Origin of the sequence: Chryseobacterium sp. WLY505, from assembly GCF_030846215.1 — a bacterium.
In the GTDB taxonomy this organism is placed as follows: Bacteria; Bacteroidota; Bacteroidia; order Flavobacteriales; family Weeksellaceae; genus Chryseobacterium.
Genome location: NZ_JAVCWI010000016.1, coordinates 1 through 25,662, shown reverse-complemented (window position 1 = coordinate 25,662; position 25,662 = coordinate 1). Strand labels below are relative to the sequence as shown.

At 36.7% G+C, this 25,662-nt stretch carries 20 protein-coding genes; 10 read left to right on the top strand and 10 right to left on the bottom strand.

The window, feature by feature from the left end:
• Window positions 1–266: 266 nt before the first annotated feature.
• On the top strand, window positions 267–3,221 hold the full coding sequence (locus tag RAH34_RS21205) for a SusC/RagA family TonB-linked outer membrane protein (protein WP_306597451.1): 2,955 nt from the start codon (window positions 267–269) through the stop codon (window positions 3,219–3,221).
• Between the two features lie 10 nt (window positions 3,222–3,231).
• A complete protein-coding gene (locus RAH34_RS21200; protein ID WP_114821782.1) occupies window positions 3,232–4,695 on the top strand; it encodes a RagB/SusD family nutrient uptake outer membrane protein in 1,464 nt (487 codons plus the stop codon).
• A gap of 539 nt (window positions 4,696–5,234) precedes the next feature.
• Here the strand turns inward: RAH34_RS21200 and RAH34_RS21195 are convergent.
• On the bottom strand, window positions 5,235–5,747 hold the full coding sequence (locus RAH34_RS21195; protein WP_306597450.1) for a hypothetical protein: 513 nt from the start codon (window positions 5,745–5,747) through the stop codon (window positions 5,235–5,237).
• Window positions 5,748–5,859: 112 nt separating this feature from the next.
• Here RAH34_RS21195 and RAH34_RS21190 point away from each other — a divergent pair, with 112 nt between their 5' ends.
• On the top strand, window positions 5,860–6,897 hold the full coding sequence (locus tag RAH34_RS21190) for a serine hydrolase (RefSeq protein WP_306597449.1): 1,038 nt from the start codon (window positions 5,860–5,862) through the stop codon (window positions 6,895–6,897).
• 258 nt (window positions 6,898–7,155) lie between these two features.
• Here RAH34_RS21190 and RAH34_RS21185 read toward each other — a convergent pair whose 3' ends face one another.
• Window positions 7,156–8,292 carry an acyltransferase gene (locus RAH34_RS21185; RefSeq protein WP_306597448.1) on the bottom strand — a complete coding sequence of 379 codons (1,137 nt, stop codon included), beginning with the start codon at window positions 8,290–8,292 and terminating at the stop codon, window positions 7,156–7,158.
• 183 nt (window positions 8,293–8,475) lie between these two features.
• On the opposite strand from RAH34_RS21185, the gene RAH34_RS21180 reads away from it, so the two are divergent.
• The 4 genes from RAH34_RS21180 to RAH34_RS21165 all read left to right on the top strand — a co-directional run bounded on the left by RAH34_RS21180 (window position 8,476) and on the right by RAH34_RS21165 (window position 11,903).
• Complete coding sequence (locus tag RAH34_RS21180) at window positions 8,476–9,540, top strand: sensor histidine kinase (RefSeq protein WP_306597447.1); 1,065 nt, start codon at window positions 8,476–8,478, stop codon at window positions 9,538–9,540.
• A complete protein-coding gene (locus tag RAH34_RS21175; RefSeq protein ID WP_306597446.1) occupies window positions 9,533–10,225 on the top strand; it encodes a LytTR family DNA-binding domain-containing protein in 693 nt (230 codons plus the stop codon). Before RAH34_RS21180 ends, RAH34_RS21175 begins: the two co-directional genes overlap by 8 nt.
• A gap of 342 nt (window positions 10,226–10,567) precedes the next feature.
• Window positions 10,568–11,128 (top strand): hypothetical protein, encoded by a 561-nt coding sequence (locus RAH34_RS21170; protein ID WP_114821776.1) that lies wholly within the window; start codon window positions 10,568–10,570, stop codon window positions 11,126–11,128.
• Window positions 11,129–11,207: 79 nt separating this feature from the next.
• Window positions 11,208–11,903 carry an ABC transporter ATP-binding protein gene (locus tag RAH34_RS21165; protein ID WP_306597445.1) on the top strand — a complete coding sequence of 232 codons (696 nt, stop codon included), beginning with the start codon at window positions 11,208–11,210 and terminating at the stop codon, window positions 11,901–11,903.
• A 38-nt stretch (window positions 11,904–11,941) separates the two neighbouring features.
• Here the strand turns inward: RAH34_RS21165 and RAH34_RS21160 are convergent, their stop codons facing one another.
• A complete protein-coding gene (locus RAH34_RS21160) occupies window positions 11,942–12,295 on the bottom strand; it encodes a hypothetical protein (RefSeq protein ID WP_162800954.1) in 354 nt (117 codons plus the stop codon).
• A gap of 129 nt (window positions 12,296–12,424) precedes the next feature.
• A complete protein-coding gene (locus RAH34_RS21155; RefSeq protein ID WP_306597444.1) occupies window positions 12,425–14,362 on the bottom strand; it encodes an SPFH domain-containing protein in 1,938 nt (645 codons plus the stop codon).
• A gap of 443 nt (window positions 14,363–14,805) precedes the next feature.
• Here RAH34_RS21155 and RAH34_RS21150 point away from each other — a divergent pair, with 443 nt between their 5' ends.
• Window positions 14,806–15,243, top strand: a complete 438-nt coding sequence (locus tag RAH34_RS21150) for a hypothetical protein (protein ID WP_306597443.1) — start codon at window positions 14,806–14,808, stop codon at window positions 15,241–15,243.
• 112 nt (window positions 15,244–15,355) lie between these two features.
• On the opposite strand, the gene RAH34_RS21145 is transcribed toward RAH34_RS21150, so the two are convergent.
• From RAH34_RS21145 to RAH34_RS21135, 3 genes are all read right to left on the bottom strand, one after another.
• Window positions 15,356–16,156, bottom strand: coding sequence for a patatin-like phospholipase family protein (locus tag RAH34_RS21145; protein WP_114821771.1), 801 nt, complete (start codon window positions 16,154–16,156; stop codon window positions 15,356–15,358).
• A 288-nt stretch (window positions 16,157–16,444) separates the two neighbouring features.
• Window positions 16,445–17,833 (bottom strand): dihydrolipoyl dehydrogenase, encoded by a 1,389-nt coding sequence (gene lpdA / locus RAH34_RS21140; protein WP_306597442.1) that lies wholly within the window; start codon window positions 17,831–17,833, stop codon window positions 16,445–16,447.
• Window positions 17,834–18,059: 226 nt separating this feature from the next.
• Entirely contained in the window at window positions 18,060–18,323 is a 264-nt protein-coding gene (locus RAH34_RS21135; RefSeq protein ID WP_228412023.1) for a hypothetical protein, read from the bottom strand.
• 189 nt (window positions 18,324–18,512) lie between these two features.
• On the opposite strand from RAH34_RS21135, the gene RAH34_RS21130 reads away from it, so the two are divergent.
• Both RAH34_RS21130 and RAH34_RS21125 read left to right on the top strand, forming a co-directional pair.
• Window positions 18,513–18,899: a hypothetical protein gene (locus tag RAH34_RS21130; protein ID WP_306597441.1), complete on the top strand. Its 387-nt coding sequence runs from the start codon at window positions 18,513–18,515 to the stop codon at window positions 18,897–18,899.
• A gap of 112 nt (window positions 18,900–19,011) precedes the next feature.
• Complete coding sequence (locus RAH34_RS21125; RefSeq protein ID WP_114821768.1) at window positions 19,012–19,899, top strand: hypothetical protein; 888 nt, start codon at window positions 19,012–19,014, stop codon at window positions 19,897–19,899.
• A 56-nt stretch (window positions 19,900–19,955) separates the two neighbouring features.
• Here RAH34_RS21125 and RAH34_RS21120 read toward each other — a convergent pair whose 3' ends face one another.
• The 3 genes from RAH34_RS21120 to RAH34_RS21110 all read right to left on the bottom strand — a co-directional run bounded on the left by RAH34_RS21120 (window position 19,956) and on the right by RAH34_RS21110 (window position 25,270).
• Window positions 19,956–22,619, bottom strand: a complete 2,664-nt coding sequence (locus RAH34_RS21120) for a beta-glucosidase (protein ID WP_306597440.1) — start codon at window positions 22,617–22,619, stop codon at window positions 19,956–19,958.
• Window positions 22,620–22,877: 258 nt separating this feature from the next.
• Window positions 22,878–24,320 carry an alpha-L-fucosidase gene (locus RAH34_RS21115; protein ID WP_306597439.1) on the bottom strand — a complete coding sequence of 481 codons (1,443 nt, stop codon included), beginning with the start codon at window positions 24,318–24,320 and terminating at the stop codon, window positions 22,878–22,880.
• 50 nt (window positions 24,321–24,370) lie between these two features.
• Window positions 24,371–25,270: a TIGR01777 family oxidoreductase gene (locus RAH34_RS21110; RefSeq protein WP_114821765.1), complete on the bottom strand. Its 900-nt coding sequence runs from the start codon at window positions 25,268–25,270 to the stop codon at window positions 24,371–24,373.
• Window positions 25,271–25,662: the final 392 nt, after the last annotated feature.

The following is a 25,662-nucleotide window of genomic DNA, read 5'->3' as shown; positions in this document are numbered from 1 at the left end:
GCCCTTTCACAGCACCAATGTATTTCTCAAGATATGTGCTTTGATATGATGGGCATGATGATGATGTGCTAACTTTTTAAGAGATCCATTCATTACTGTAGGAATTAAAGCCAACAAATTCGAGGCTTCTTTCATCCGGGTACATCTCCTGTAAATTTAAATCTTCCATTTTTGATATCCTCCCTGAAAAAGGAGGCGGGAAACTATTATTTGTAAGGAGAGATCAGCAGTAATACACAATTCAGTTTTAAACCTAGATTAATATAATGAAAAAGAAACAATGCAAGCTTGGTGTATTGGCCTTACTGCTGTTCGCGGAATATGGTTTTGCACAGAGCAAAGACAGTCTTTCCAAGGAAACCTCCATCAAAGAAGTAGTGGTAGTTGCCTTTGGAAAGCAGAAAAAAGAAGAGATTACAGGATCTGTACAGTCGCTGAAGGCTAAAGATCTTTCTAATCTTCAAAATGGAAATATTCTTCAGGGAATTGGAGGGAAAGTGGCCGGAGTACAGGTGATTTCATCTGGACAGCCGGGTTCACAGCCTACCATCAGAATGAGAGGAATAGGCTCTATCAACGCATCCAGCGACCCGTTAATTGTACTAGATGGTATTCCGTACAGCGGAAACCTGAACAGTATTGCGGCATCCGATATTGAAAGTATTTCTTTTCTGGAAGATGCCTCTTCGAATGCTCTGTATGGTTCCAGAGGAGCCAATGGTGTTATTATTGTGAATACCAAAAGAGGAAAAAGTAAAGGTGTAAGTATTGAGGCTGATGTAAAAACAGGGGTTAATTTCAGATCTATTGAAGATTATTCGGTTTATACTTCTCCTCAGGATTATTATACCGCCTATTATAACAGAGCCAGAATTGGCGAAACTGCAAGACTAAAACAACCGGGAGCAGTTCCTTCGGGCCCTTCTCCTCATGATGTGGGACTTTCAGCATTAACCAAACTTGGGTACAATGTGTATAATGTTCCGTTTAATCAATTGATATCAAAGGATGGTTCTTTTAATCCGGATGCAAAATTACTGTATCAGGATGATTGGAAAAAACTGCTTTTCAGACCTGCTTTGCGAAGAGAGGCTACGGTAGGAATCAATGCCAACGGGGATCAGGTAAAATCTTACACTTCCCTTAATTATCTGGATGACAAGGGATATTTGATTTCATCAGGTTTTGAAAGATTCGGGATCAGATCTAATGTAGATTACGCTATCACTTCAAAGCTGAAATTAACAAGTGCTTTATCCTACACGTACAGCAAGCAGGATTTCGGTGAGACCGGAGGTTTCTCCAACCCTTTCCAGTTTGCCCGAAATATTGCACCTTTCTATCCTGTTTTTCTGAGGGACAACAACTACCAGAGGCTTTATGACAGTTATGGAAATGCTTTGTATGATTACGGAGACGGCCAGGGACCTAACGGAGCGGCAAGATCTTATGCGGTGTTTGAAAATCCTGTAGGAAACCTTCAGAAGAATAAATCACAAATCGTAAGTAATGTGACCAATCTGAATCTTGGGTTAAATTATGAAATCATCAAAGGACTGGATTTTACCTATAATTTTGGTGCTTATCTCGAAAATAACAGAAACCTTCAGTTCGGAAATACGGAAGGAGGAACTTCTTCTTCTGTGGGAGGAACTATTTCACAAAGTTCAAACTTTAAATATACACTGAATCACCAGCAGTTGCTTACCTACCAGAAAAAACTGGGAAATCACAGCTTCAACCTCCTTGTAGGACATGAACTGAATAAGATAAAAGATGATGGCTTTTCAGGATCAAAACAGCAGCTTTTATTACCCGACTCGCAAGCTTTTGATAATGCCGTGAAAATTACCGGTTTATCAGGAAGCGGTTATGAATATGCGGTAGAAGGGTATTTCACAAGGTTACTCTATAATTATGATGGAAAATATTTCTTCAATGCCAATATCCGTAGAGACGGTTCTTCTGTATTTTCTCCGGAGAGCAGATGGGGAAATTTCTATGGACTTGGTCTGGCATGGAATATCGCAAAAGAAGATTTCCTTAAGGACAACAGCGTGATTAATTCTTTAAAATTAAAAGCTTCTTACGGCCAACAGGGAAATGACAACATTCTTTTAGGAGGTTCCAGCAGAGATTATTATGCTTATCAGGATATCTACGGAATCAACAACTTCGGGGATGACAAACCTGTTCTGTCGCTTAAAAAACAAGGAAATAAAGATTTGAAATGGGAAACTTCCAAAAACCTGAATGCCGGTTTTGAAATTTCACTTTTAAAAAACAGAATCAACCTGAATGCTGACTATTTTGAAAGGAAAGTTTCGGATATGATCTACACGCTTCCTCTTCCTCCCTCCAATGCAGGCTCCTATGTGAAGTATGGAAATATCGGGGATATGACGAACAGAGGTGTTCAGGCTAATATCAGTGTGGATATCCTTCGTGGAGATGAGTTCCAGTGGAGTTTTTACGCGAATGCCACCCATTATAAAAATAAGATTACAAAATTACCGGCTGAGCAGAGAAATACAGGACTTGTTTCAGGTTTATTTATCCTGACAGAAGGTGGAGACCGTTACACGTATTTCCTCAAAGAATTTGCCGGAGTAAATCCTGAGAATGGTGATGCTTTATGGTATCGTACAACCATTAATCCTGCTACTCAAAAGGAAGAAAGAACAGTGACCAATAATTATAAGGAAGCCACCGATTATAACACCGGAAAGTCTGCCATTCCAAAGGTATATGGAGGATTTGGGATAGATTTCAGTTATAAAAGATTCAATCTTGCAGTGAATTTTGCTTACCAGTTCGGAGGCTATGGCTATGATGATATTTACAGAAGTTTATTCCATTCTGATACCTATGGATCTAACTATTCAACAGATCTGGATAAAACCTGGACTCCAGAAAATCCAACAGCGGCTTTACCAAGGGTAGATCTTACGGCTACGAACCAGAATGGAAATTCAACACTGTATCTGATCAAATCGGATTATATCAGTCTTCAGGATGTAACCCTCTCCTATCAGCTTCCTGAAGGCTTTGCCCAACAGGCAGGATTATCAGGATTGAAAATTTATGTAACAGGAAACAACCTGTATCTATGGTCTAAGAGAAAAGGATATGATCCAAGAGCTTCACTGACGGGAGTTTCTGATGCCTACCGTTATTCTCTTTTGTCCAGTGTCTCTTTAGGCTTTAAACTTAATTTTTAAAAGAACAGGAATGAATACAATAAAATACTTGATAACAGCTGCGACCCTGAGTTTTCTGGCTACCAGCTGTGCTAATGATCTCAATACGTTACCGGAAGGAGATATTTCCGGGGAGCAGCTCAATAACGATGCCAACAGTCCGGAAAAAATTCTGGGTGGAATCTATCTTGATCTTCGAAGTAATGGTGCAGGCGGTACCACCGTTCACTCAGATTTCGGAATCATGGGAATCAAAGCAGGTGCTGACCTGATGTCAAACGATGTAATACAGTCTACTAACCAGCATTTAGGAATGTTTTATAATTACGAAGCTACCAATGCCAGTAATATTGCTTCTGAGATTGTATGGACCACTTTTTACGCAAGAATATTTGTGATCAACAAACTGCTTGATGGTCTGGATAAAAATGCCAATGCAAAAAACAGAGCGATTGCGGGACAGTTGCTCGCTTTAAGAGCTTATTCCTACTTCTATCTGGTTCGTTTTTATGCCAATGATTATAACGGACATCAGTCTGAGCCCGGACTTCCATTGGTACTTACCGCAGCTAATCCAAGTCAGGGACTTCCGAGATCAACGGTTGCTGAGGTGTATACGCAAATCAAAAAAGATATAGAGGAATCTGTTTCGCTTTTGGATACGTATGCCCGCCCTTCCAGAGCCCAGATAGACCAAAGAACTGCCAAGGCTATTGCAGCCGAAGTATTTCTGGAAACAGCAGATTATATCAAAGCAGCTAAATACGCTGAGGAAAGTAAGCAGGGAATTGCCCTGATGACCGAGGACGATTATACCAATACCGGATTTTCCAACATCAATAATCCTGAGGTAATATGGGGTTTTCATAATACGATTTCCACGATGAGTATCGGAAATTATTATGCTTCTTTCTTCTCCATGTTTGATAATACCAATGAAGGATATGCAGGAGCAGCACAGATCCGTAAGCTGATAGACAAGCGTCTTTATGAAGCCATTCCGGCATCGGATTACCGTAAAAAAGTATTCAATGGAAGCCAGAATGCAACGTATACTTTTAATGGGAAAACGAAAAACTATCCGCCTTATGTAAGCTGGAAATTTAAAGATCCTACGCTTTTTGAAGGAGATTATATTTACATCAGAGCTTCTTCTCTGTATTATATTCAGGCTGAAGCCCTTGCCAGACAAGGACGAGAAGCTGAAGCCAGACAGGTATTATTTGACATTACCTCAAAAAGAGATCAGGCTTATACATTGTCTACGAAATCAGGCAGTGAGCTGATTAATGAAATTATCCTGCAAAAGAGAATAGAACTTTGGGGTGAAGGTTACGCCTGGTTTGATATGAAAAGGCTCAATACTCCTTTAGAAAGAGTATACACAGGGACGAATCACACTTTTGGAAGATTCAACCTGACCCCGGATAAATTCAGATTCCAGATTCCTAATAAAGAGATTAATAATAACCCACAAATCAAACAGAATGAATAGATAAACAGAAACAATTTTACATTCAAATATATTCAGTGACGAGGCGCCATTTACTTGTAAGTGGTGCCTTTTTACGTCATATTTGTCATTTCGGGCATAACAAGGAATCTAAAATAATCTCACGCTGATTTTAAAATTGGGTGAAATTTCCAGAGTCTGCGAGATATTTTTTAACGCAAAGTTTCTTTGATGCTTTCATAATTTTTAAGGAAGCAAAGTTGGAATCAATAAATTGATTCTTTCCAAGCAAACGCATTACGATTCAACTTCCTTAGCGACAAAGTCGCTTACTTTGCTCGCTTACTATATTTTTAGCTTTATTAAACTTTGTGTTTATGATAGATCATCTCTTGCTTGTCTTTGGAAAATCGCAAAGACGCAAACTTTTTCTAAATTTTGAGTATAATTTTAAGACGCAAAAAAAGCAAAGATTTTTAGCAAGAGAATGTTTAAAATTTTTTCGTGATTTCAACAATTTTTGCATAAAGATCTGCTTAATTTGCAAAATCTGCGAGAGATAAAAAAAATCAGCAGATTTTTTATTTTATAATAATATCAGACTTGTAATGATCTTTCACCAGCTCACCATTTTTATACAACCTCTGGTTAACAACCTTTCCTTTTTCATTAAAGTAAAGCCACAACGCATTTTTTCTTCCTAAAGAATCCAGACGCCCCATTTCTTTCGGCATTTTATTGTTATGAAGAATCTGAACAGGATATAATCCTTTCAGGTCTTTCAGGGAATCCATTTTTTCGGGGAGCAGTTCATAGTCATTCCCGATTTTGAAAATATACTTTTTTCCTTTATCACTATTCAAAATCAATTCATCACCTGATATCTTATATTTACCTTCTGAAAAAGGTGCTGTTACGATTTGATCATAACTTATAAGTTCTGTTTTTAAAAATTCGAAATTTCCATCTTTTATATAAAGAGAATAGTTTCCATTTCCCGATTCCAATTCAACATATTTAGGATATTCTCTATCTTTTTTACAGGAAATAATAGTGAAAAAAATAACAGTAAGGCTAATAGTTTTAATTTTCATGGAAACTAAATTATTAAAATATTTGAATTAAAAGCAAAAGAGGAAATACATATATTTGGAAACATTTTAACATCCTGTATATTTCTTATTTTTTCAGTAATACAAATAAATAATGACCATTATAAAATTATTCTTCACGAGTGTTTTTTTCGCCGTATTATCTGTTACCGCAGCAGCTCAGAAAAAGGACAGTTATGAGCACAAAATCGACAGCATTATCACCGCTTCCAACCCGATACAGTTCAACGGAGTTGTTTTGGTAGCTCAAAAAGGGAAAATACAGTATCTTAAATCTAATGGTTATAAAGATTTCGAAAAGAAAATACCCTTGAAAACGGAGGACCAGTTTGAAATCATGTCAAATTCCAAACAGATTACTGCCATTTTAATTTTACAGGCTGCCGAACAGGGAAAACTGGATCTTCATACTCCTATCAAAAAATATCTCCCCGGGCTTACCCAGACCTGGGCAGATACAGTAACAATCCATCATCTCCTGAATCATACTCACGGAATCAGCAATCCGGAAAAACCTGCAGCGTTCAAAGCGGGCACCCAGTTTAAATATGGTAATCTTTCTTATATGATGCTTGGTGACATCCTTAAAAATACAACCGGGAAAAGTTTCACTGAATTGGCCAATTCTCTTTTCAAAAAACTAAGAATGGATCATACTTTTGTTTACAATACCAAGAATAATCAATCTCTGGTTTCAGGTTATATGAATGAAAACAATAAGTTTGAAAAAGTAAAAGAGTCCTTTCTGAATGAGGATATTGCTCCTGCTGCAGGAATTATTTCTACGGTACAGGATCTTGCCAGTTGGGATGAGGCATTATTTAAAGGTAAGCTTCTCTCCGCAAAATTTCAGAAACAGATGATGACCCCTTCTACCCGTTCTCAGCATGATGTATTTGGAAAAGAAAGCATGGGATTCGGGTATAATATAAGGTTCATCAAAGAAGCAGGGCTGGATTATTATGCAGTGACGGGTCTTGGAGATGGCTTCACCTGCCTTAACACTTACTTTCCTTCCACAGATACAATATTGATCATTCTCGAAAATCAGATGCCGGAAAACCGTGAATACTGGAGTTTCAATGAAGCTGCAATAAAAAATACCGTTCTGAAAGCAATCACCGCGAAATAAACTCTAAAACTATTAAAAAGTATCCACCAAAGGCTTTTAAAATACACAGCATGCAATTTTATCGCAGATAAAATCTTTGCGTCTTATAACCACTTTATTAATAACATTTTGCGCCTTTGCGTTCTCTAATTAAACCTTTTATATTTATGTTTTTTTGGAAAACGCAAAGGCGCAAGTTTTTTTAATATTATATTTTTTTAAGGCGCAAAAAAATCAAAGATTTTTAGCAAGGATAATACTTTTTCATTTTTTCAAAATCTATCCTGAAGATGGTAGAGATCTTACAATTCTTTTTAAAATTCTTGTTTTAACAATAGAGAAAGGTTTTTCTATCACCAATCTGTAGAATAAGCCTCCAAGTATACAGGCAAAAAGACAAACCATAAGACTTATGTTATCTGATGTTTCAAGGTTGAAATAATCCAGACCTTCCTGCACGAGATGAATAATTCCCTTATGTGAAAGGTAAACAGCATAAGATAAAGCTGCCAGCTGAGCAGTGAGATAAGATTTTGTCCGATACAGGAAAGATGATGAAGAAACTGCAGCCATAAGAATGACTCCAAAACTTACAGCTACCAACGTAAACCCAAATATAGAAGCTGTTTTTGAAGCCTGCTCATTACATATCCAGAAAGATATTCCCAACAGTACAATTCCCAAAAAGAAAAGTCTGTTTCCGTTGTTATTTACCATTTTTTTGAATTGTGATGAATACAGCATCAAATAGCCGATCAAAACACCTATCCCCAACCCATCCAGCCTTGTATGAGTGGGGTAATATATTTTCATATACCATAGTTTCCAAAAATCAGTGGAAGCTGTATCCAGCCCTGATATATATTCATTCCATACCATCAACCTGAATACAATAGAAAGTCCGATAACAGCCATCATCAGAACCGCCAGATATCTGACCAGTTTTGTTGGCATTACTATCAAAAGGAATAAAGGAAGAATGAGGTAAAACTGCTCTTCAATACACAATGACCAGGCATGAGAAAATGTTCCCCGGTTAATAACATCCAGCCCGTAGTTTTGGGTAAAAGTAACAAATTTCCATAACGGAGATAAAGCTTCGCGTTCTCTGAAAAAAGGAAATGTAAAATAGAGGAAAAGCGTAAAAAAGTAAGCTGGAAAAATCCTGAAAAACCGTTTTATATAAAATACTTTCAGATTGATATTTCCTTTATTCTTTATTTCTCTGAACAACTGTCCCGAGATCAGAAAACCACTTAAAACAAAGAACAGATCTACTCCTGTCCAGCCAAACCTTCCGACACTGTCTATCCAGTCAGGATGTTTGAATGCCCGGTAATGATACATGAGCACCAATAAAATGGCAATTGCTCTGAGATGATCCAATCCGTAAAACCTTTCTGAATATTCCTTCATTATTTTTTTATGCAAATGTGGATGAATTCAGGACTGATTTCCGAAGTAATATCCGAACAGCAGTCTATTCATGATCAAAGACAAAATATGCAGTTTAAATCGTGAATAATGTTGTATGTCATTATTTTAATGTCATTGGTACAACATTTTCCTGAGGTTGTTTAAGATTTTATATTTTTGAAGATGATGAAAACTCCGTCAGAAATTCAGATCAGACAAAATCTATACTTCCAGCTGCTCTTCTGGACGGCTTTATTTTTATTCGGAACGGTAAGAATGTATGGAGAGTATGATGGTGAAGCTTCCCATGAGTTGATTATTTATAATTTCTGCCACTGGATTTTCCAGATTGCGGGAGCCAATTTTATTTATTTTGTTCTGATTCGTCATTTTTTTGATCAGAAAAAGTATATTGAATTAATACTGTCTATTCTCCTTAGCCTTTATATTATTTCTGTCATCAATCGTTTTTTTATCGTTTATGTTGCAGAACCTCTATTCATCAATGAGATGAAAGACACTCCTTTTGAAATTTTCACAGATATTCCTTACCTGCTGCTTCATTATACTTTTCCGATTATCAGCGCTGCCTTTATCTTCATCTCAATTATGTTTATCATACGGTATAAGGATGAAAAAGAACGTACGATCAAACTGCAGAAGGAAAAGACAGAGCTGGAACTTCAATCTCTCAAATCTCAGCTCAACCCTCATTTTCTCTTTAATACTCTGAATAATATTTATTCGCTGTCCATCAGCCATTCCGATAAAACCTCCCAATCCATCAGCCAGCTGTCTGATATTCTGGATTATATTTTATACAAAGGTCAGAAGAAATGGGTGCAGGTTTCTGATGAACTGGATATTATAGATCAATATATTGCTTTGGAAAGCCTCAGATATCATGAGGAAAGGTTAAAAATTCAAAAATATATTACCATCCCCTCTCCCAATACCATTCCGCCACTGCTGTATCTTACTCTGGTAGAAAATGCTTTTAAACACGGTGCCGGAAAAAGTTCGGAGACCACAGAAATAAAAATTGAGATTAAAACGAATCAGCAGCATTCTGTTTTTACCATTGAAAATACCTTTTCAGATCACCCCACAAATCATGAAAAAGGAATTGGACTCCAGAACATACAAAAGCAGCTTCACTATCATTATCAGGAAAATTTCACCTTTCGGATCTCAAAAGAAAACAATATTTTTAAAGTAGAAATAACAACACCTTCCCATTATGATTAACTGTATTATTGTAGATGACGAACCTTTAGCTGCATCATTACTGGAAAATCATATCTCAAAAATTGACGATCTCAGGCTTACCGGGAAAGCCCAAAACGCGATAGAGGCTTATAAAATACTGCAAAAACAATCGGTCGACCTTATGTTTCTGGATATTCAGATGCCCCATCTCAATGGAATTGATTTTCTGAAATCGCTGCCACAAAAACCCAAAACAATTTTCACCACAGCCTACCGGGATTTTGCGGTTGAAGGCTTTGAACTGGAAGCGGTAGATTATCTTCTGAAGCCCATTACCTTTGAGCGCTTTTTCAAAGCCGTAGAACGTATATTAAGAAGTACTGCCGGCAATACAGAGGATTTCATCATCATCAAAACGGAGGGAATGCAACGCAAGATTTCTCTTTCGGAAATCGTATATTTTGAAAGCCAGGGAAATGATATCAAAGTGGTACTTACCTACGAAAGCTTCACTGCAAAAAGTAAAATCACAGATTTAGAGATCATGCTTTCTGATAGAGGTTTCATCAGAATCCACAGATCATTTATCATTAATAGTTCTTTTGTTACCGCTTTTAATAATAATGAATTGGTTATCAACAAATATCAGATTCCTGTTGGAAGGAGTTATAAACACGAGTTCGATCTCTTTATAGCCGCTCTTTCCAAAAACAAACTGTTATAATTTTTTTATCTTAATTCACCAAAGCCCATTTTAAACATTTATTTTTAATAAATTTTTAATTTTATCACACCTGAGTAATTTTCAATCTGTTTTTCAACACCTTACACGATATCTGAAATTATAAACTGATGTAAACAAAAATGCCAGCCTCTTTAGAAAGCAGGATCAAAGCAATGATTAACAACCCCTTATATAAACCATGAAATCCATAGCATCAGAAGTAGCTTACTAATAAATATTAAAAAAAAGTGTTACTTTTGCTTTAACGAATTAAAATTGCTTTTTAGCTTTTTTATAAGTAAATTTATGTGCACCAAGTTATAAAACATTAAAATTCATTCCATGAGAAAAATAATTCTACTTATTACCTGTATGTTCGGTATTTCAGTTTTCTCACAGATCAAAGTGTTGAAAAATGAAAGTTTGGTGGAAATTGGTAAAGATAATTCCGTTGGTCTCTATAAAAAGGAAGATAAATTTACAGTTAACTATCAGGATCTGAACACCAGCAACCTGAATACAATCCGTTCTTTTTCATTCCAGAATCTTAATGGTGATGTGGCAGGATTATATAAACTGATTATGGATGGTTTTATTTCCACTCCGGAAGAAAATGTTGTATTGGAACTGCCTAATGATATCATAGAGCTTCATTATGAAAAGAACTACGGGCAGCAAACTATGCAGTTTATCCAGGTGATCAATAAAAACCGGAAATACATTGGAAAATCACAGTTTTTAACCCAAAAACAGGTGGATAAAATCTTCGGAAGAACCAATGGAAAGTACGCGATGTATGACAAACCTTCCAGCATAAATCCTGCGGCAGTAAAAGGAGCTACCAATACAGCATCCACTGCAGCTCCTGCATCTGGAGGAGCCAAGAAAAAATCAAGAAAATAATTATATTTTATAAATATTGCGAACTCATTCTATCGGATGAGTTTTTTTATTTTATTTTTGCAGAAAGATCGTACAACTTATGCCACTTCAGATAATCAATTTAACCAAAAAATTTGGTGAACAGACTGCTCTTGACAACATCAACATTTCTATTGATAAAAATGAAATCATTGGTCTTCTTGGCCCAAACGGTGCCGGAAAATCTACCCTGATGAAATCTATTGTCGGTGCACTGAAAATTGATCAGGGAGAAATTATTTTTAATGGAATGAATATCTCAGATCATGAGATCGAAAGCAAAAAGAAAATCGGTTTTCTTCCGGAAAATAATCCGCTTTATCTGGAGATGTATGTGAAAGAATACCTTCAGTTTGTGGCCAACATCCACAAGATTTCTGAATCCAGAGTAGATGAAGTGATCGAACTGGTAGGAATTACTCCCGAAAAATCTAAAAAAATCGGACAGCTGTCTAAAGGATACAAACAACGTATAGGGCTTGCACAGGCCATTATTCATCAGCCGGATTTACTGATTCTGGATGAGCCTACCAACGGTCTGGATCCTAACCAAATCATTGAAATCCGTAATGTGGTAAAAGAAATCGGACAGCAAAAGACGGTTTTACTTTCTACCCACATCATGCAGGAAGTGGAGGCGCTTTGCTCAAGAGTCATTCTGATCCATAAAGGAAATATTCTTCAGGACTGCCCTATTGATGAGTTTAAAGGTAAATTTGAAAGCCTGGAAGATGCTTTTGCAAGTTATACAGCATAAAGAATATGAAATCGCCCGAAAGTTCTTCGGGCGATTTTTTAATTTTTAATGATGTATCCTACAGGTGCTGTAATTTTCAAAATCTCATATTTTTTGTAGTGAATCCAGAATTTATTTTTATTATTCAAATCCTGATTCATATAAAGCGTATCTTTTTGAGGCATAAGCACAATATAAATATCCTTATCAGCAACTCTCATTTTCTCACTTACAATATGAATATTGGACAATTCTTTTTTTGAAAAAGATGAATTACTCTGTTCTATTTTTGAAGTTTCTATATTTTCTACAAGTTCATTTTTAACCCAATGATTGCGTACTGTAATCATTAAAAAAAATAAAATCAAGCTAACAAGCATACCAAAAAATGCCTTTGAACTTTTTTTCGCCATTTCACAATAGATTTCAATAATGGAGAAAACAAAAAAACTAATAATCAGTAGTGCTATAATGAGCTGAACGATATAAATCATTTTAAAAATTCTAAATTTGAATTAAGTTTACGTTATTTGTCAATTGGGTTAAGAATTGTTATCTGGTTTTTCTCCAGTAGCAGCAACGGTATCAATACCTTTCTTCTGAACCTGTTCCAAGAGCTGAAGTCCTAAAAGTCCACTGATTCCTCCATTCGCAGAATCTCCGCTTCCTCCGATTAATACTTCAGGCATTATTCTTACATTCTGACTCGCAATATTTTCCATGATTTTTAATTGAGTGAAATTATTACCGCCCATTGCTTCTACAGACAGTTTGTAAGATTCTGCATTAGATTTACCGATGGCCAGAATTTTTTCTGCTTCCGCATTACCCGTCAATGAAATCTGCTCAGCACTTGCTTTGGCCAGCAACTCTATTTTTTCTGCTTCAGCTTTTGCGAGAAGCCTTGTTTTCTCTGCTTCTCCGGTTGCCAGCAGCTTTAATCGGTCTCCTTCAGCATTGGCCTGCAGTCTTACAGAATTGGCGTCTCCGGTTGCTTTTTTCACCGATGCATCCGCTATTCTTTCTGCAATCACAACGCCCTGATCGGCTTTTACAATTTCTTTCTGCATATCCGCAACAGCCGTTTCTTTTTCCAGTGCCTGACGGGTTTCCTGGGCCAGCATCTCAGTTTCGTAAGTAATCTTCTGTTCCTCCGCCAGTTTTCTGTCTGTTAGAGTTTTCATTAAACTTTCCGGTGGAACAATAGCTCCTATCAAAGTATCGACAGCGTTGACATTATATTGTTCCAAAACACTGCTGATATGGTCTTTTGCAGATTGCTGTCTTTCTTTTCGGGTTCCTAAAAAAGCAATCACATCACTGTCCTGTGCTGAGTTTCTGAAATAATTCCCAATCGTTGGCTCTAAAACCTGGCTCACAAGATTGATCATATTCCCGAAACGGGCAATTACTTTTGGTGCTTCATAAGTAGGAATATGAATGATCTGGGAAACATCAAGATTGAAAGGGAAACCGTCTTTACTTCGTACGGTAATCGTTGAAAGATTTTTATCGAGTTGGTGAGATTCGCTTCTTTCATACGCCCAGTTCAATACCAAGTTGGTAGTAGGAACAAGCTCAACCTTCATAATATAAGGGTTAATAGGATATTTTCCGGGGCCAATAGGTTCTGCCCAAACGCCCTTATGACCTTTCTCAACGATATTTCCATGTTTAAAATCAACTCCGCTGAGATCTTTTCCTTCTTCACCTACATAGCTGATGATTACCCCAACATGGCCAATCGGAATTTCCGTCATTTTTACCATTTCCACTTTTGTAAACCAGGGATTCAGAAAATACGAACCAGCCAGGATAACCTGCTCCTGAAGGCCTTTATATCCTCCGTTATTTAAAAAAGTATCTACATCCTGGAACTTATTATGATCATTGATAATCTTACCGGCAATCTGGCCTTCTTCCAAAGGACTTCCTTCCATTGTTGTGATAATTCCGACTGCATTGTCAGGAATTTGAGTCATCTCCGTTAATTCAATTTCAAACAGCAGGGTATTGATCCTGTAAGATCCCGGTGCAATAATTGCAGTCTGGCGGCCTTTTCTTCCACCGTTTTTTAAAAACGCTTCAGCATCCTGAAAAGAATCACAGTCTACTTTTCTGGCTAGAATCCTTCCTGTTTCCAGTTCAATCCCATCCTTTGCCAGCAGTAGCCCTATTTTACCGGTCGGAATCACTGTAAATGGTTGAAAATCGATAGAATACTGCCAGATCCATTTTCCAAAATACACTCCCGGAGCCAATGTCTGAGCCTGAAAACCTGCTTCTCCGTTGGTGGCAATAATTCTACCTTCCGGAAGTTCCTGTTTTCCTACCAATACAAATTTTTTGGTCACCAAACCAATTTTGTCCTGAGGAACAATGATCAATCCAAAGAAAATTCTTAAGATGAATTTGTAAAAAAGTACGCACAAAAGCGCCATTACGGCCGGAATCATCCAGCCATGAAAATCTAATTCCATAGTTTGTTTTGTTTTTTAATTAAATTTTAAAACAGGGATTGCGCTCTGATTCTTCAGAATACGAAAAAACAGAGTACGAATTATGTGATAATTCTTTTGAAAAAATTAAGAAATTACAGGAGGAGATGTATTAAAAATCGTGAAGATGATTTCTGATACTTTTAATAGAAAAAACTTAAAGTTAATTAGTTTCATTTTGATAATAAAGGAACGAGATCCTTTGATGGTACAAATGTACATAAGAAAAGTAATCAGTTGTTTTAGAAACTGACAATATTTCACCAATACAACAATAACAAATTGAAAATCAGTATTATTATTTTCTAAAAACACGCGTCCGACAGTTGTAAAAATCTAATTTTCAACACTATATATTTATATTCTAAATTAAAAATGGCTTTATATTTGATAGAATCTAAAATGTTAACCAATAACCACTCAATATGATAAAGCATATTTTATTAGGAGCTTTCTGCTTAGCTCAGTTTTCTTTCGTTTATGCCAAAGAAGTTCCGGCTCCTAAAACAGACGGTTTTATTACTTCTTCTCCCCTTCAGCAGGTACCGAAGACTGTTATTATCAAAACCAAAAAGTTCAAAATCAGAATCGACAAACAACCGAATGGCAAGTACCTTTACCAGTCGTGGAATGCCAACACAAAGATTACGGCAAAACCAAGCATGATCATCAGTGATGGTGAACTGATTCCTGATGGTACAGGAGGTAACTATTACATCAACTTCAATAATGAGGGACACAGCTATCAGATCTGGAGAAATTATCTTACGGATTCTCCGAAAAAAGCACCTTATACATTGGTTGTAAATGATACGAATGACCGTGAAATTGTTCGCCAGGACGGATATGTAGTGAAGAATTAAGCTGGAAGATGTAGGCGAGAAGCTGGAAGTTGTTATCTTCTCTTTTAGAACTCAAAACCGTTTTTCCGCTTTTATAAAATAAAATCCTGTATTCAATTGATACAGGATTTTTTTATGTTCCGGATTGTCTTAATTCTGTGAAAAAGGTACTTTCTTCGTAGCTTTCTTTGGCGGCTTTGTAACCGATATTGAAGATCTCTTCCAATCTGTCTTTCCTGCGTTCAAAAGTTCCGTAGGAAGATAATTTTTGGGACGAAATAAACCAGTCACAGTAATCAAATTTTATTTTTTCGATCCTGTAGGATAGAAGGTCGTAAGAACGGGAAACGATAGCCTTAATGGAATTCAGATCCTTGATCTTTGCTTCGTTGGGCGGGGATACAAATACGCCAATCAGCTTATCACAGTCTTCCCTGATGATATCTGCCGGGAAGTTATTCAATACTCCTCCATCACAATACATTTCATCACCAATGATGTAAGGTGTCGTTATTCCGGGAATAGAGCATGAAGCAATAATGGCATCAACGATCTCAAAATCTTTATCAAAAATCTTCTGGCTTCCCGCAACAAGTTCTGTAGCTACAATTTTCACCTCGATATCAAGATCTCCCAATTTCATTTCATGGAAAATAGGTTTCAGATAGTTTCTGAAGATTACTGAAGAAACCAAACCCGGCTGATTGAATGTAAAGTGTTTCCAGTTGAAAAAATAGACGGAATTGAAAAATTCCAGGATTTCCTCAGGGGTTTTTCCTATTGCATGAAGGCATCCTACAATAGAACCTGCACTGCAGCAGGAAAGGATATCTACTTCAATATTTTTTTCCTGTAAGAATTTTAATACTCCTGCATGAGCGATTCCTTTGGTACCGCCTCCTGATAAAACAAGTCCTACTCTCTCAAAATTCATTGAATAAATGTAAGAAAACAGCCTGAGATAATTAAGTTAATTTTTATAAATATGTTGATTTTAAAATTATTTTAATAAAATCTATAATAATGGGTCAAAAATTTAATCTAAAAAATGGAAATACCTCTATTCTTCGATGTGGTTATTATTTAATAAAGATGTATTAGTATCAAACCTAACAGGTTTTTGAAACCTGTTAGGTTTACTTTACCCCTATTTCTTTGCAGCATCAACAAAAAAAGCCTGGATTTCTCCAGGCTTTTATGATATATTTTTCTGTATTTCAGATTAGATGTGAATCACTTCACCATAAGCAGCAGCAGCAGCTTCCATAATAGCTTCAGAAACTGTTGGGTGCGGGTGGATAGACTTGATGATCTCGTGACCTGTAGTTTCTAGTTTTCTGGCTACAACAGCTTCAGCAACCATATCAGTTACTCCTTCACCGATCATGTGGCATCCTAACCACTCACCATATTTAGCATCAAAAATCACTTTGATAAATCCATCCGTATTTCCGTTTGCAGTAGCTTTACCACTTGCAGAAAGAGGGAATTTACCAACTTTGATTTCATATCCTTTTTCTTTAGCCTGCTTTTCAGTAAGACCTACAGATGCTACTTCAGGGTGGCAGTAAGTACATCCAGGGATATTGCCATAGTCGATTTTCTCAACGTGCATTCCTTTGATCTTCTCAACACAAGTGATTCCTTCTGCAGAAGCAACGTGAGCCAATGCCTGAGTCGGGATGATATCACCGATCGCATAGTAACCAGGTACTGAAGTTTCGTACCATTCGTTTACCAATACTCTTCCTTTGTCTGTCTGGATTCCTACTTCTTCTAATCCGATGTTCTCGATATTAGCAGCAATACCTACAGCAGATAATAAGATATCAGCTTCAAGGGTAATGTTTCCGTTTGCTGTTTTCACAGTAGCTTTTACTCCTTCTCCGCTTGTATCAACACTTTCTACAGAAGCGTTTGTCATGATCTCAATTCCTGTCTTTTTAAGAGATTTCTCTAAGTGTTTAGAGATTTCTTCGTCTTCTACAGGCACAATGTTTGGCATGAACTCAACAACAGTTACTTTAGTTCCCATTGTGTTATAGAAATCAGCAAATTCTACCCCGATAGCTCCGGAACCTACAACGATCATAGATTTCGGCTGCTCAGGAAGAGATAATGCCTGTCTGTATCCGATTACTTTTTTACCATCCTGCGGTAAGTTCGGTAATTCTCTTGAACGAGCTCCTGTAGCGATAATAACGTGAGTACCTGTATATTCGGTTACTTTTCCTTCTTTATCGGTAACAGAAACTTTTTTACCTTTCTGTACTTTTGCAGTACCAAGAATTACGTCGATCTTATTCTTTTTCATCAAGAATTCGATTCCTTTGCTCATTTTGCTGGCAACACCACGGCTTCTCTGAATCACATTCGGGAATTCAAAGCTTGCCTCCACTTTATTCAGACCATAATCTTCAGCATGGTTGATATAATGAAAAACCTGAGCAGATTTCAATAAAGCTTTAGTTGGAATACATCCCCAGTTAAGGCAGATTCCTCCTAAATTTTCTTTCTCGATAATTGCGGTTTTGAAACCTAATTGCGCTGCTCTGATTGCAGTAACATATCCACCAGGACCACTTCCAATGACAATAATATCGTAATTCATTACTTTAAAAATTTTTATGCGAATTTAAGGAAAAATATTGGATGTTTTATGATTCTTCAAACTGATCTTAAAATGCATCAACAAAGGCATTTTATTCCATTTTAAATAAAGAAAGAGAATACAAACGTATTCTCTTTCAATAAATTTCATATTCTGTTGAAAACTTATTAAAACTTAAAGTATAAAAAAAGGTTTTTCCTATTTTATTAATTGCAAAAATACTGTACTATTTTGCCTCTCTAAGTAATCGTTTTTCAGTTGCATATCTTTGATTTAAGGCTTTCATCTGATCCCTCTTCATCTGTTTGGTAGCAAGAGGATGATTAAGGATAAGCTTTTTCTCAAGATTGTATTTTTTGGTAAGCTCCTGCATTTTAATATTCACCAGCTCGCTTTTTGAAGGATGCGGCGGTGTAGGTGGATGTTTCTGCGCTGAAACATTCATGGACAAACCTAATAACAATACTGTTGAAATTAATAACTTTTTCATAATGTTCATATTTTTGAATGGTTTCAATTAATTCAATATCATTTAATGAAATTCATTCCGGTTCATGATAAATCTTGCATATATCGTACCAATATTTTTTCAAAAAGCAAAATGCAAAATACATGGATAGTTGTTTATGGAGTGGTGATCTATTTTTCATACATTTATTCATCTTTTAAATAAGCACTTATGAAGACATCAGTGAAAAAAAATCATATGACCAAAGACAATATCTGGCTGAAAGAGCCTGAAGATCATGATTTTCCTGCTGCTCAGGATTATCTTGAACTCCTTTTCCAATCTGAGGAAGCAAAAAAAATGGTCGAACAATTAAAGGCAGCTCCTACAATTATAAAGAAGTCGAAAGACATTTTAAGAGCCAGTAAACTCACCCTTCTGCCGGAGACGAATATCCATGTGAAAGAAAACCTTAAAAAGGTGGAAAAAAATAAAAAGCTTTCCCCAATATTACTGGTTAGAGGGCAAAATGAACTGATCATTGCAGATGGCTACCACCGGCTCTGTTCCAGCTATTATCTTACCGAAGATCTGGAGGTTCCCTGCCGATTGATTTAATCCTTAAAAAAACAACCCTTCTCACCAGAAAGCGATTTGGTTTAAAATATTCATCATTCGGTGACTTTTAGTTATTTTTTTATATTTTTGTTTAAATCCAAATTTGTACAATATGAAAAAATACATTTCGATCTTTTTATTTGCAGTCGTTCCCCTAACTGCACAAGTAGGTATTAATACAACAACACCTAACAGTACACTTGCTGTGAACGGTTCTTTAAGGGCTGGTTATACTCAGATTACTGCTACAACGTACAATATTCTGTCTACTGACCATTATATTACCTATAACGGAACGGCGGATGCTACGTTTACTCTTCCCGTCATAGGAACAGGCACCACCAGTTTTACAGGAAGAATTTATAAGATTAAAAACATTTCTCCCAATGCTATCACGTTGCAGGCTTCCAGTGGAAATACTTTGAGAATTGACAATACCCCGGTTGCTTCATTTGTAATTCCTACAGGAGCGTATGCTGAAGTTGTAAACAACAGCAATACTTCCGGAGGAACCTGGGATTTATCTTTTACAGTGCTTCCCAAACCAAGTAATGTTGAGATTTATGGTACACAGCTTTTCATTCCTCCTCATGCACTTGGAACAGCGGCCCTTGCTGACTGGACCGCTCATGCTAATGCAGGTTATGATTCAGGTGCTGCAACAGACAGGTGGTGGATTGTGAGCAAAACGTCTGTGGACAGAGCCCAGACTGCTTCCTACTCCAATGCCAGCAGAATGACCCTTGTTTATGAATATCAGGGTACTCCTTTCAATGTTACCAATATGTATCCTATTCTTACTGCAGGAAACAACTCAAGTTTCCCGGATGTGTTTACAGCCTCTTTTGTAAGTCTGGCCAATAATGGTACTGGCGGTAAAACCAGGCTTACTGTATCTGTTGCCCGTGTAGACTTTATTGGCACCAATGGCGTCACTACCAATAACAGTAACTGGGCAGGAACATTCCTGTTGAACGTCCTATTGGCCAGAAAATACTAAATATATTCAAAGCTATATACGTAAAAAGAGCAGAAAAATCTGCTCTTTTTTAATTTCTATAAAATCTCAATATTTTGTTTTAAAGGAAGACTCCTGGAGGAATTACCGATCATAATTCTGTACGTTCCTTTTTCTACAATCCATTCCATCTTTTCATTTAAAAACTGTAATTGTTTTACCGGAACTTCTATGGTAACTGTTTTTGATTCTCCGGGTTGTAATTCGATTTTCTGAAATCCTTTGAGCTCAATAATTGGTCTTGAAACTGAAGCCAATACATCTTTTATATACAACTGAACGACTTCACTTCCGGTTTTTGAACCTGTATTTTTCACGTTGACTTTAGCCACAATGGTTTCATTTTCCGAATACTGGGTTTTATCCAATTGCAGCTCAGAAATTTCAAAAGAGGTATAACTGAGTCCGAAGCCAAACGGATATAAGGGTTCTCCACTCAGATCATGATAATCATTTCCTCTTCCTGTCGGGTGATGATTATAAGTTAAAGGCAGCTGACCTTCCTGCACCGGAAAAGTAACAGGCAGCTTACCTGATGGGTTCTCTGCCCCGAAAAGGGTTTTTGCCACCGCATTTCCTCCTTCTTCTCCCGGATACCAAATGTCTAAGATGGCTCCTACCTTGTCTTTCCACGCTGTTGTTTTTATGGCAGAACCTCCTATGAGAACAACAGTTACAGGTTTCTTCAGTTTTGAAACCTCATGAATAAACGCTTCCTGATTTCCAGGCAAACTTAGTGATGATCTGTCCTGAAATTCTCCTTCATGAATTCCAGCCGTAACAAGAATATAGTCTGCTTTTGAGGCAAGATCTAAAGCTTCTTTAAAATCTTTTTGATAATCATACAAATCATAGTTCCAGATCAATTCCAGATTGGCTTCGCCACGATTTTCATGAAATTCGATCTTAATATCATATTTTCTCCCTTGTACAAAATCTACATTCACTGTTTTGGTGGAATAGCTCAGCTTTTCCCACTGATCAATCACTAAATTTCCATCGAGGTATAATCTGAAGCCGTCATTTCCACGTAAACCTATCTGATATTTTCCGGAATTTGGAGCTTCCAGTTTTCCCGTCCAGCGAATACTATAATTGTCAGACTGCAGTTTTTCCGGATCAGGAGAATATAAAGTCCATTTAAAATTGAGTTGTTCATCCTGCCTTTCAAAGGCCGGATTGCCTTTTAGATCTGTATTGGAAAAATAAGTGCCTTTTAATCCTTTTTTATTTTCAGAGGATAGATATAGGTTTGATATAGTGGCAAAATCTTTTACATTCCAGTCAATTCCTTTTGAATATATAACTTCAATGTCTGTATTTTTCAAATAATTTTTAAGACCATCCAGGATATTTACTTTTTTGTTTCCAGGCCCTGAGTAACCTCCTAATCTTGCATCCACAGCATCTGTTCCTACCACCAGAATCTTTTTAACATTCGCGGGAACAGGAAGCGTTTGGTTATTGTTCTGAAGCAAAACAAAAGACTCTGCCGCTGCTTTTTCTGCCAAAGGTTTGTGATTAAGTTTTTTTAATTCACCAATTTCCTTAGCAGAAACATAAGGGTTTTCAAATAATCCAAGTTCAAATTTGGCTTTCAATACTCTTGATACGGCATCATCTATTCTTTCTTTTGAAATCCTTCCATCCAGGAACGGTGGAATAAAGAGCTGATAATGTTTATATTCTGTCTGGAAAATCACATCAAGACCTGCGTTAATTGCCTGTGCAGAGGCATCATCATAATCTTTTGCTGTAAAATGCAGCACATTTGCTCCACCAACCGCACTTGCATCACTGATAACAAAGCCTTTGAAATCCCAGTTTTTTTTCAATTTTTCCGTTAACAGCCAATGGTTTGCAGTTGACGGTCTTCCATCAAGCAGATTATAGGAAGTCATCACTGAACAGCTTTTTCCTTGGGTAAAAGCATTGTGGAAAGGTATTAAATGGGTTTCTTCAAGATATCTTCTGCTCCAATGAATCGGGTATGAATCTCTTCCTCCTTCTCCTACATTGGCTAAAAAGTGTTTAGGGGTGGTAATAATTCCCCTATTTTCAAACGGAGTAACAAAGCTGACTCCCATTACAGAAGTCAAAAACGGATCTTCACCATAGGTTTCTTCTGTTCTTCCCCATCGTACATCATTGGCAATGTTGACTACAGGAGTCAGGATCTGACGGATTCCTCTCAGTCTTGATTCTTTTGCAATGGCTGTTGAAACCCTGGTCATTAATTCCGGATTAAAAGTAGCAGCCAGGCCAATAGCCTGAGGAAAAGCTGTAGCATCTTCCCGAACCAACCCGTGTAAAGCTTCATCAAAAGGGATGATTGGAATTCCCAATCGTGATTCTTCCACAAAATATTTCTGAATGGCATTAATCTTTTTCACAAGTATCTCTGCTTTTTCACTGGCATTGTATTGCAGCAGTTGTCCTGCTGCTCCGCCTCCCTGATTTCCTGCGCTTACCTGCAAACCAAAAATTCCATGGGAATATTGTCCTTTCGGAACGTTATCCAGATCTCCGGGAATCATAAAACACTGCCAGAATTTTTCCTCCGGGGTCATTCTCTTCAACAGATCCTGAACTCTGGTTTCAATGGGTTGTTGGGGGTCTTTATATAAAGGTTTTTGAGCAGAGATAAATACTGAGCTCAACAAGAAAATTCCTAAAATTTCAAATCGAAGTTTAAAACACATCTAAAGAATAATTTAGTTTAAAATTTGTTCTTTTACCTTGAAGCAAAAGAACCAAAAGTTCAAGACCTGGAACTCTCCGCTAAAAATAAAATCTGTTCTCTAAAAATTCTAAAACTCGCGCGAATTTGATGTTAGTTTTCCTGTTCAACAATTGTCTCGCGCTCAAACAGTAGAATTTTCTTAACGTTCACAGACTTTATTCTCTTAACGCTCCGATTTCCTATGTCATTTTAATATAAAAATGAGTCACAAATTCAACTATTGCAGTATTTGAATGACAGTTGAATATTTTAACTGAGCTCTTTCTTTAGGTAAATTAATTTCAATTGAATTCCCTGATTTTTTCCATTGAATTTTGTTTGGTAACCCTAAAATTTTCAAAGATTTCGGTTTAAAATTTTCCGGAACTATAAAATTTAATGTTGATGGAGACTCATAATTTGTTTTTTCATCCAAGTGAAAAATATTTACTGTTTTTCCATCTTTGCTTTGTGTATAATAAAAATTTCCGTCGTGATAAGGCGCAATGCTTCTGGTTGCAAAAACCGCAGACTGATTTTTCTCCATCCAGGCTGAAATTTGCTGTAACCTTTCATAAACTATCGGATCATAATCTCCGTTAGGTCCGGGCGCAATATTCATAAGGTAATTTCCTCCTCTTGAAATGATTTTAACCAATGTTTCAATGATCTTCTGGGAGCTTTTATAGTTGTCATTGGGAACGTAAGAAAAGGAATCGCCCATGGTGATGCAGCTTTCCCAGGGAATGGAAAGCGCGTGTTCCGGAACAGCCTGCTCAGGAGTGACATAGTTTTCCCATTTCCCGGAAACCGTACGGTCAACAATAATAATACCAGGCTGATTTTTTCTTGCCATCGTTCCTATTTTATCCATATCGATATCCTGTTCTACTTTGATGGTGCGCTGCCATTCCACTTTTGGATCTATGGTATGAAAGGGACGTACCCAGCCGCCATCCAGCCAGAGAATATCAATTTTACCGTAATTGGAAGTAATTTCGTTCAGTTGATTGAAAGTGATTTTTTTAAAGTTCTCCCATTTTTCCGGATGTTTTTTGGGATCATAATTGACATTTCTGTCCTTGGGCGGAAAATAAGACCACCAGTAATCATCGGAATGCCAATCTGGTTTTGAAAAATAAGCACCAATTTTAAAGCCTTCTTTTCTGAATGTATTGAAAATTTCTTTCGTCACATCAGATTTTGGATTTTTTGAAAAAGGGGTTTTGGGAGAAGTGATTTTATAATCTGACTGCTGAGTATCAAACATAGCAAAACCATCGTGATGCTTGGTGGTGAAAACCACATATTTCATTCCTGCTTTTTTTACAGCATCTGCCCATTTCTGAGGATTGAACTGAGTTGGATTGAAAGTTGTCTGAAGATTTTCATAATTCTTCACATATTCATAATAAGATTTTCCATGTTCAGGTTTTCTCTGTGTCCATGATTCATCTTCCGGGCATAAGCTCCAGCTTTCAACAATTCCCCACTGGCTGTAGGTTCCCCAATGCATAAACAACCCGAATTTCATATCCTGCCATTGCTCCAGATTCCGGACAACCAATGGGTCTGTAGGCTTCTGATAGCCTTCTGATACATTATGAGCTTGTGAAAAAGCAATTGAACTTATTAACAAGGATGAAAGAAAAAAGGGTTTTATTTTGGATATAACCAGCATAAGGAATAGTTTTCTGCTAATTTAATTATCCTTTGGGAAACCCGCAAACATTAGGATTCCAAGAGATTAAGAATCACTTCATCAAATGTGGGATATGAAAACTGAAATCCGCTTTTTATAAGTTTATCAGGGTAAACGTTTCTGCTTTTTAATAATAATTCTGTTTCTGTATTCAGGAATAGGGAGGCAATTTCCAACTGCCATACAGGGGCATTGAGCCCAAAAGGAACTTTCATTTTATGTCTCAGTTTTTTCATCATGTTTTGATTGGAAAGAGGAGTCGGAGCGGTTATATTCACTGTTCCTGAAAGATTCTGATCCTGAATAAGCCAATCCACTGCTCTACAGAAATCTTCAATATGAATCCAGCTTACCATCTGATTTCCTCTTCCCTGTTTTCCACCTAACCCCAGTTTTGTAATCATTTTCAGTTTTGGAAAAGCACCGCCATTATTTCCAAGGACAATAGAAGTACGAAGGGCAACTTTTCGTATTTCTTCATTTTTAACTGCAAAAAATTCTTTCTCCCAGCTCTTGCAGATATTCATAGAAAAATCGTCTCCGATAATTCCGTTTTCTTCTGTATTGAGATGGTTTTCGGAATGAACATAAATGGTTGCAGAACTTGCATTCAACCATATTTTTGGTTTTTCAGCACATTGGTCTACGGCTTCCTGCAGTATTCTTGTACTGTTGATTCTTGAAGAATAGATCTCCTGTTTATTTTTCTCATGATAACGGCAATCCACAGATTTCCCTGTCAGGTTGATCAAAACATCTGCTTTTTCAAGGCTGTTTTTCCATTCACCTATCGTTTGGGCATCCCAATAGATTTCGTTTTTACGTTGAGGATTGCGGGTAAAAATACAGACCTGATTTCCTTTTTCTGTAAAGTATTTTTCTAAGTTTTCACCGAGAAATCCGGTGCCTCCGGCTATGATTATTTTCATTGTTTTAAAGTTTAAAGTTTTGAGTTCAATGTTTAAGGTTTTCGCACAGATTTCGCAGATTTTCACAGATGATTATATTGTATTTTCCTTGTGTTTATTTGTGAAAGTATTGGTGATATTTGTGTTTAAAATAATTTGTCGCAACTATTATTAGACAGTGTTTTTTGCCCACAGATGACACAGATTTTCACAGATGATTATGTTGTATTTTCCTTGTGTTTATTTGTGAAAATATTGGGGATATTTGTGTTTAAAATAATTTGTCGCAGCTATTATCGGAAAGTGTTTTTTGCCCACAGATGACACAGATTTTCCTTTAGATTTACAAAAGGATTTAGTTATAAATTAGATAATAATTATATTCTGAAGAACCAGAGAAAATAAAGTGAACT

Coding starts and splice junctions, on each gene's coding strand:
- RAH34_RS21155 (WP_306597444.1), bottom strand. CDS start 14,362: ATGGAATTAGATTTTCATGGCTGGATGATTCCGGCCGTAATGGCGCTT.
- RAH34_RS21150 (WP_306597443.1), top strand. CDS start 14,806: ATGATAAAGCATATTTTATTAGGAGCTTTCTGCTTAGCTCAGTTTTCT.
- RAH34_RS21135 (WP_228412023.1), bottom strand. CDS start 18,323: ATGAAAAAGTTATTAATTTCAACAGTATTGTTATTAGGTTTGTCCATG.
- RAH34_RS21160 (WP_162800954.1), bottom strand. CDS start 12,295: ATGGCGAAAAAAAGTTCAAAGGCATTTTTTGGTATGCTTGTTAGCTTG.
- RAH34_RS21115 (WP_306597439.1), bottom strand. CDS start 24,320: ATGCTGGTTATATCCAAAATAAAACCCTTTTTTCTTTCATCCTTGTTA.
- RAH34_RS21180 (WP_306597447.1), top strand. CDS start 8,476: ATGATGAAAACTCCGTCAGAAATTCAGATCAGACAAAATCTATACTTC.
- RAH34_RS21110 (WP_114821765.1), bottom strand. CDS start 25,270: ATGAAAATAATCATAGCCGGAGGCACCGGATTTCTCGGTGAAAACTTA.
- RAH34_RS21175 (WP_306597446.1), top strand. CDS start 9,533: ATGATTAACTGTATTATTGTAGATGACGAACCTTTAGCTGCATCATTA.
- RAH34_RS21165 (WP_306597445.1), top strand. CDS start 11,208: ATGCCACTTCAGATAATCAATTTAACCAAAAAATTTGGTGAACAGACT.
- RAH34_RS21145 (WP_114821771.1), bottom strand. CDS start 16,156: ATGAATTTTGAGAGAGTAGGACTTGTTTTATCAGGAGGCGGTACCAAA.
- RAH34_RS21170 (WP_114821776.1), top strand. CDS start 10,568: ATGAGAAAAATAATTCTACTTATTACCTGTATGTTCGGTATTTCAGTT.
- RAH34_RS21195 (WP_306597450.1), bottom strand. CDS start 5,747: ATGAAAATTAAAACTATTAGCCTTACTGTTATTTTTTTCACTATTATT.
- RAH34_RS21130 (WP_306597441.1), top strand. CDS start 18,513: ATGAAGACATCAGTGAAAAAAAATCATATGACCAAAGACAATATCTGG.
- lpdA (WP_306597442.1), bottom strand. CDS start 17,833: ATGAATTACGATATTATTGTCATTGGAAGTGGTCCTGGTGGATATGTT.
- RAH34_RS21120 (WP_306597440.1), bottom strand. CDS start 22,619: ATGTGTTTTAAACTTCGATTTGAAATTTTAGGAATTTTCTTGTTGAGC.
- RAH34_RS21190 (WP_306597449.1), top strand. CDS start 5,860: ATGACCATTATAAAATTATTCTTCACGAGTGTTTTTTTCGCCGTATTA.
- RAH34_RS21125 (WP_114821768.1), top strand. CDS start 19,012: ATGAAAAAATACATTTCGATCTTTTTATTTGCAGTCGTTCCCCTAACT.
- RAH34_RS21205 (WP_306597451.1), top strand. CDS start 267: ATGAAAAAGAAACAATGCAAGCTTGGTGTATTGGCCTTACTGCTGTTC.
- RAH34_RS21200 (WP_114821782.1), top strand. CDS start 3,232: ATGAATACAATAAAATACTTGATAACAGCTGCGACCCTGAGTTTTCTG.
- RAH34_RS21185 (WP_306597448.1), bottom strand. CDS start 8,292: ATGAAGGAATATTCAGAAAGGTTTTACGGATTGGATCATCTCAGAGCA.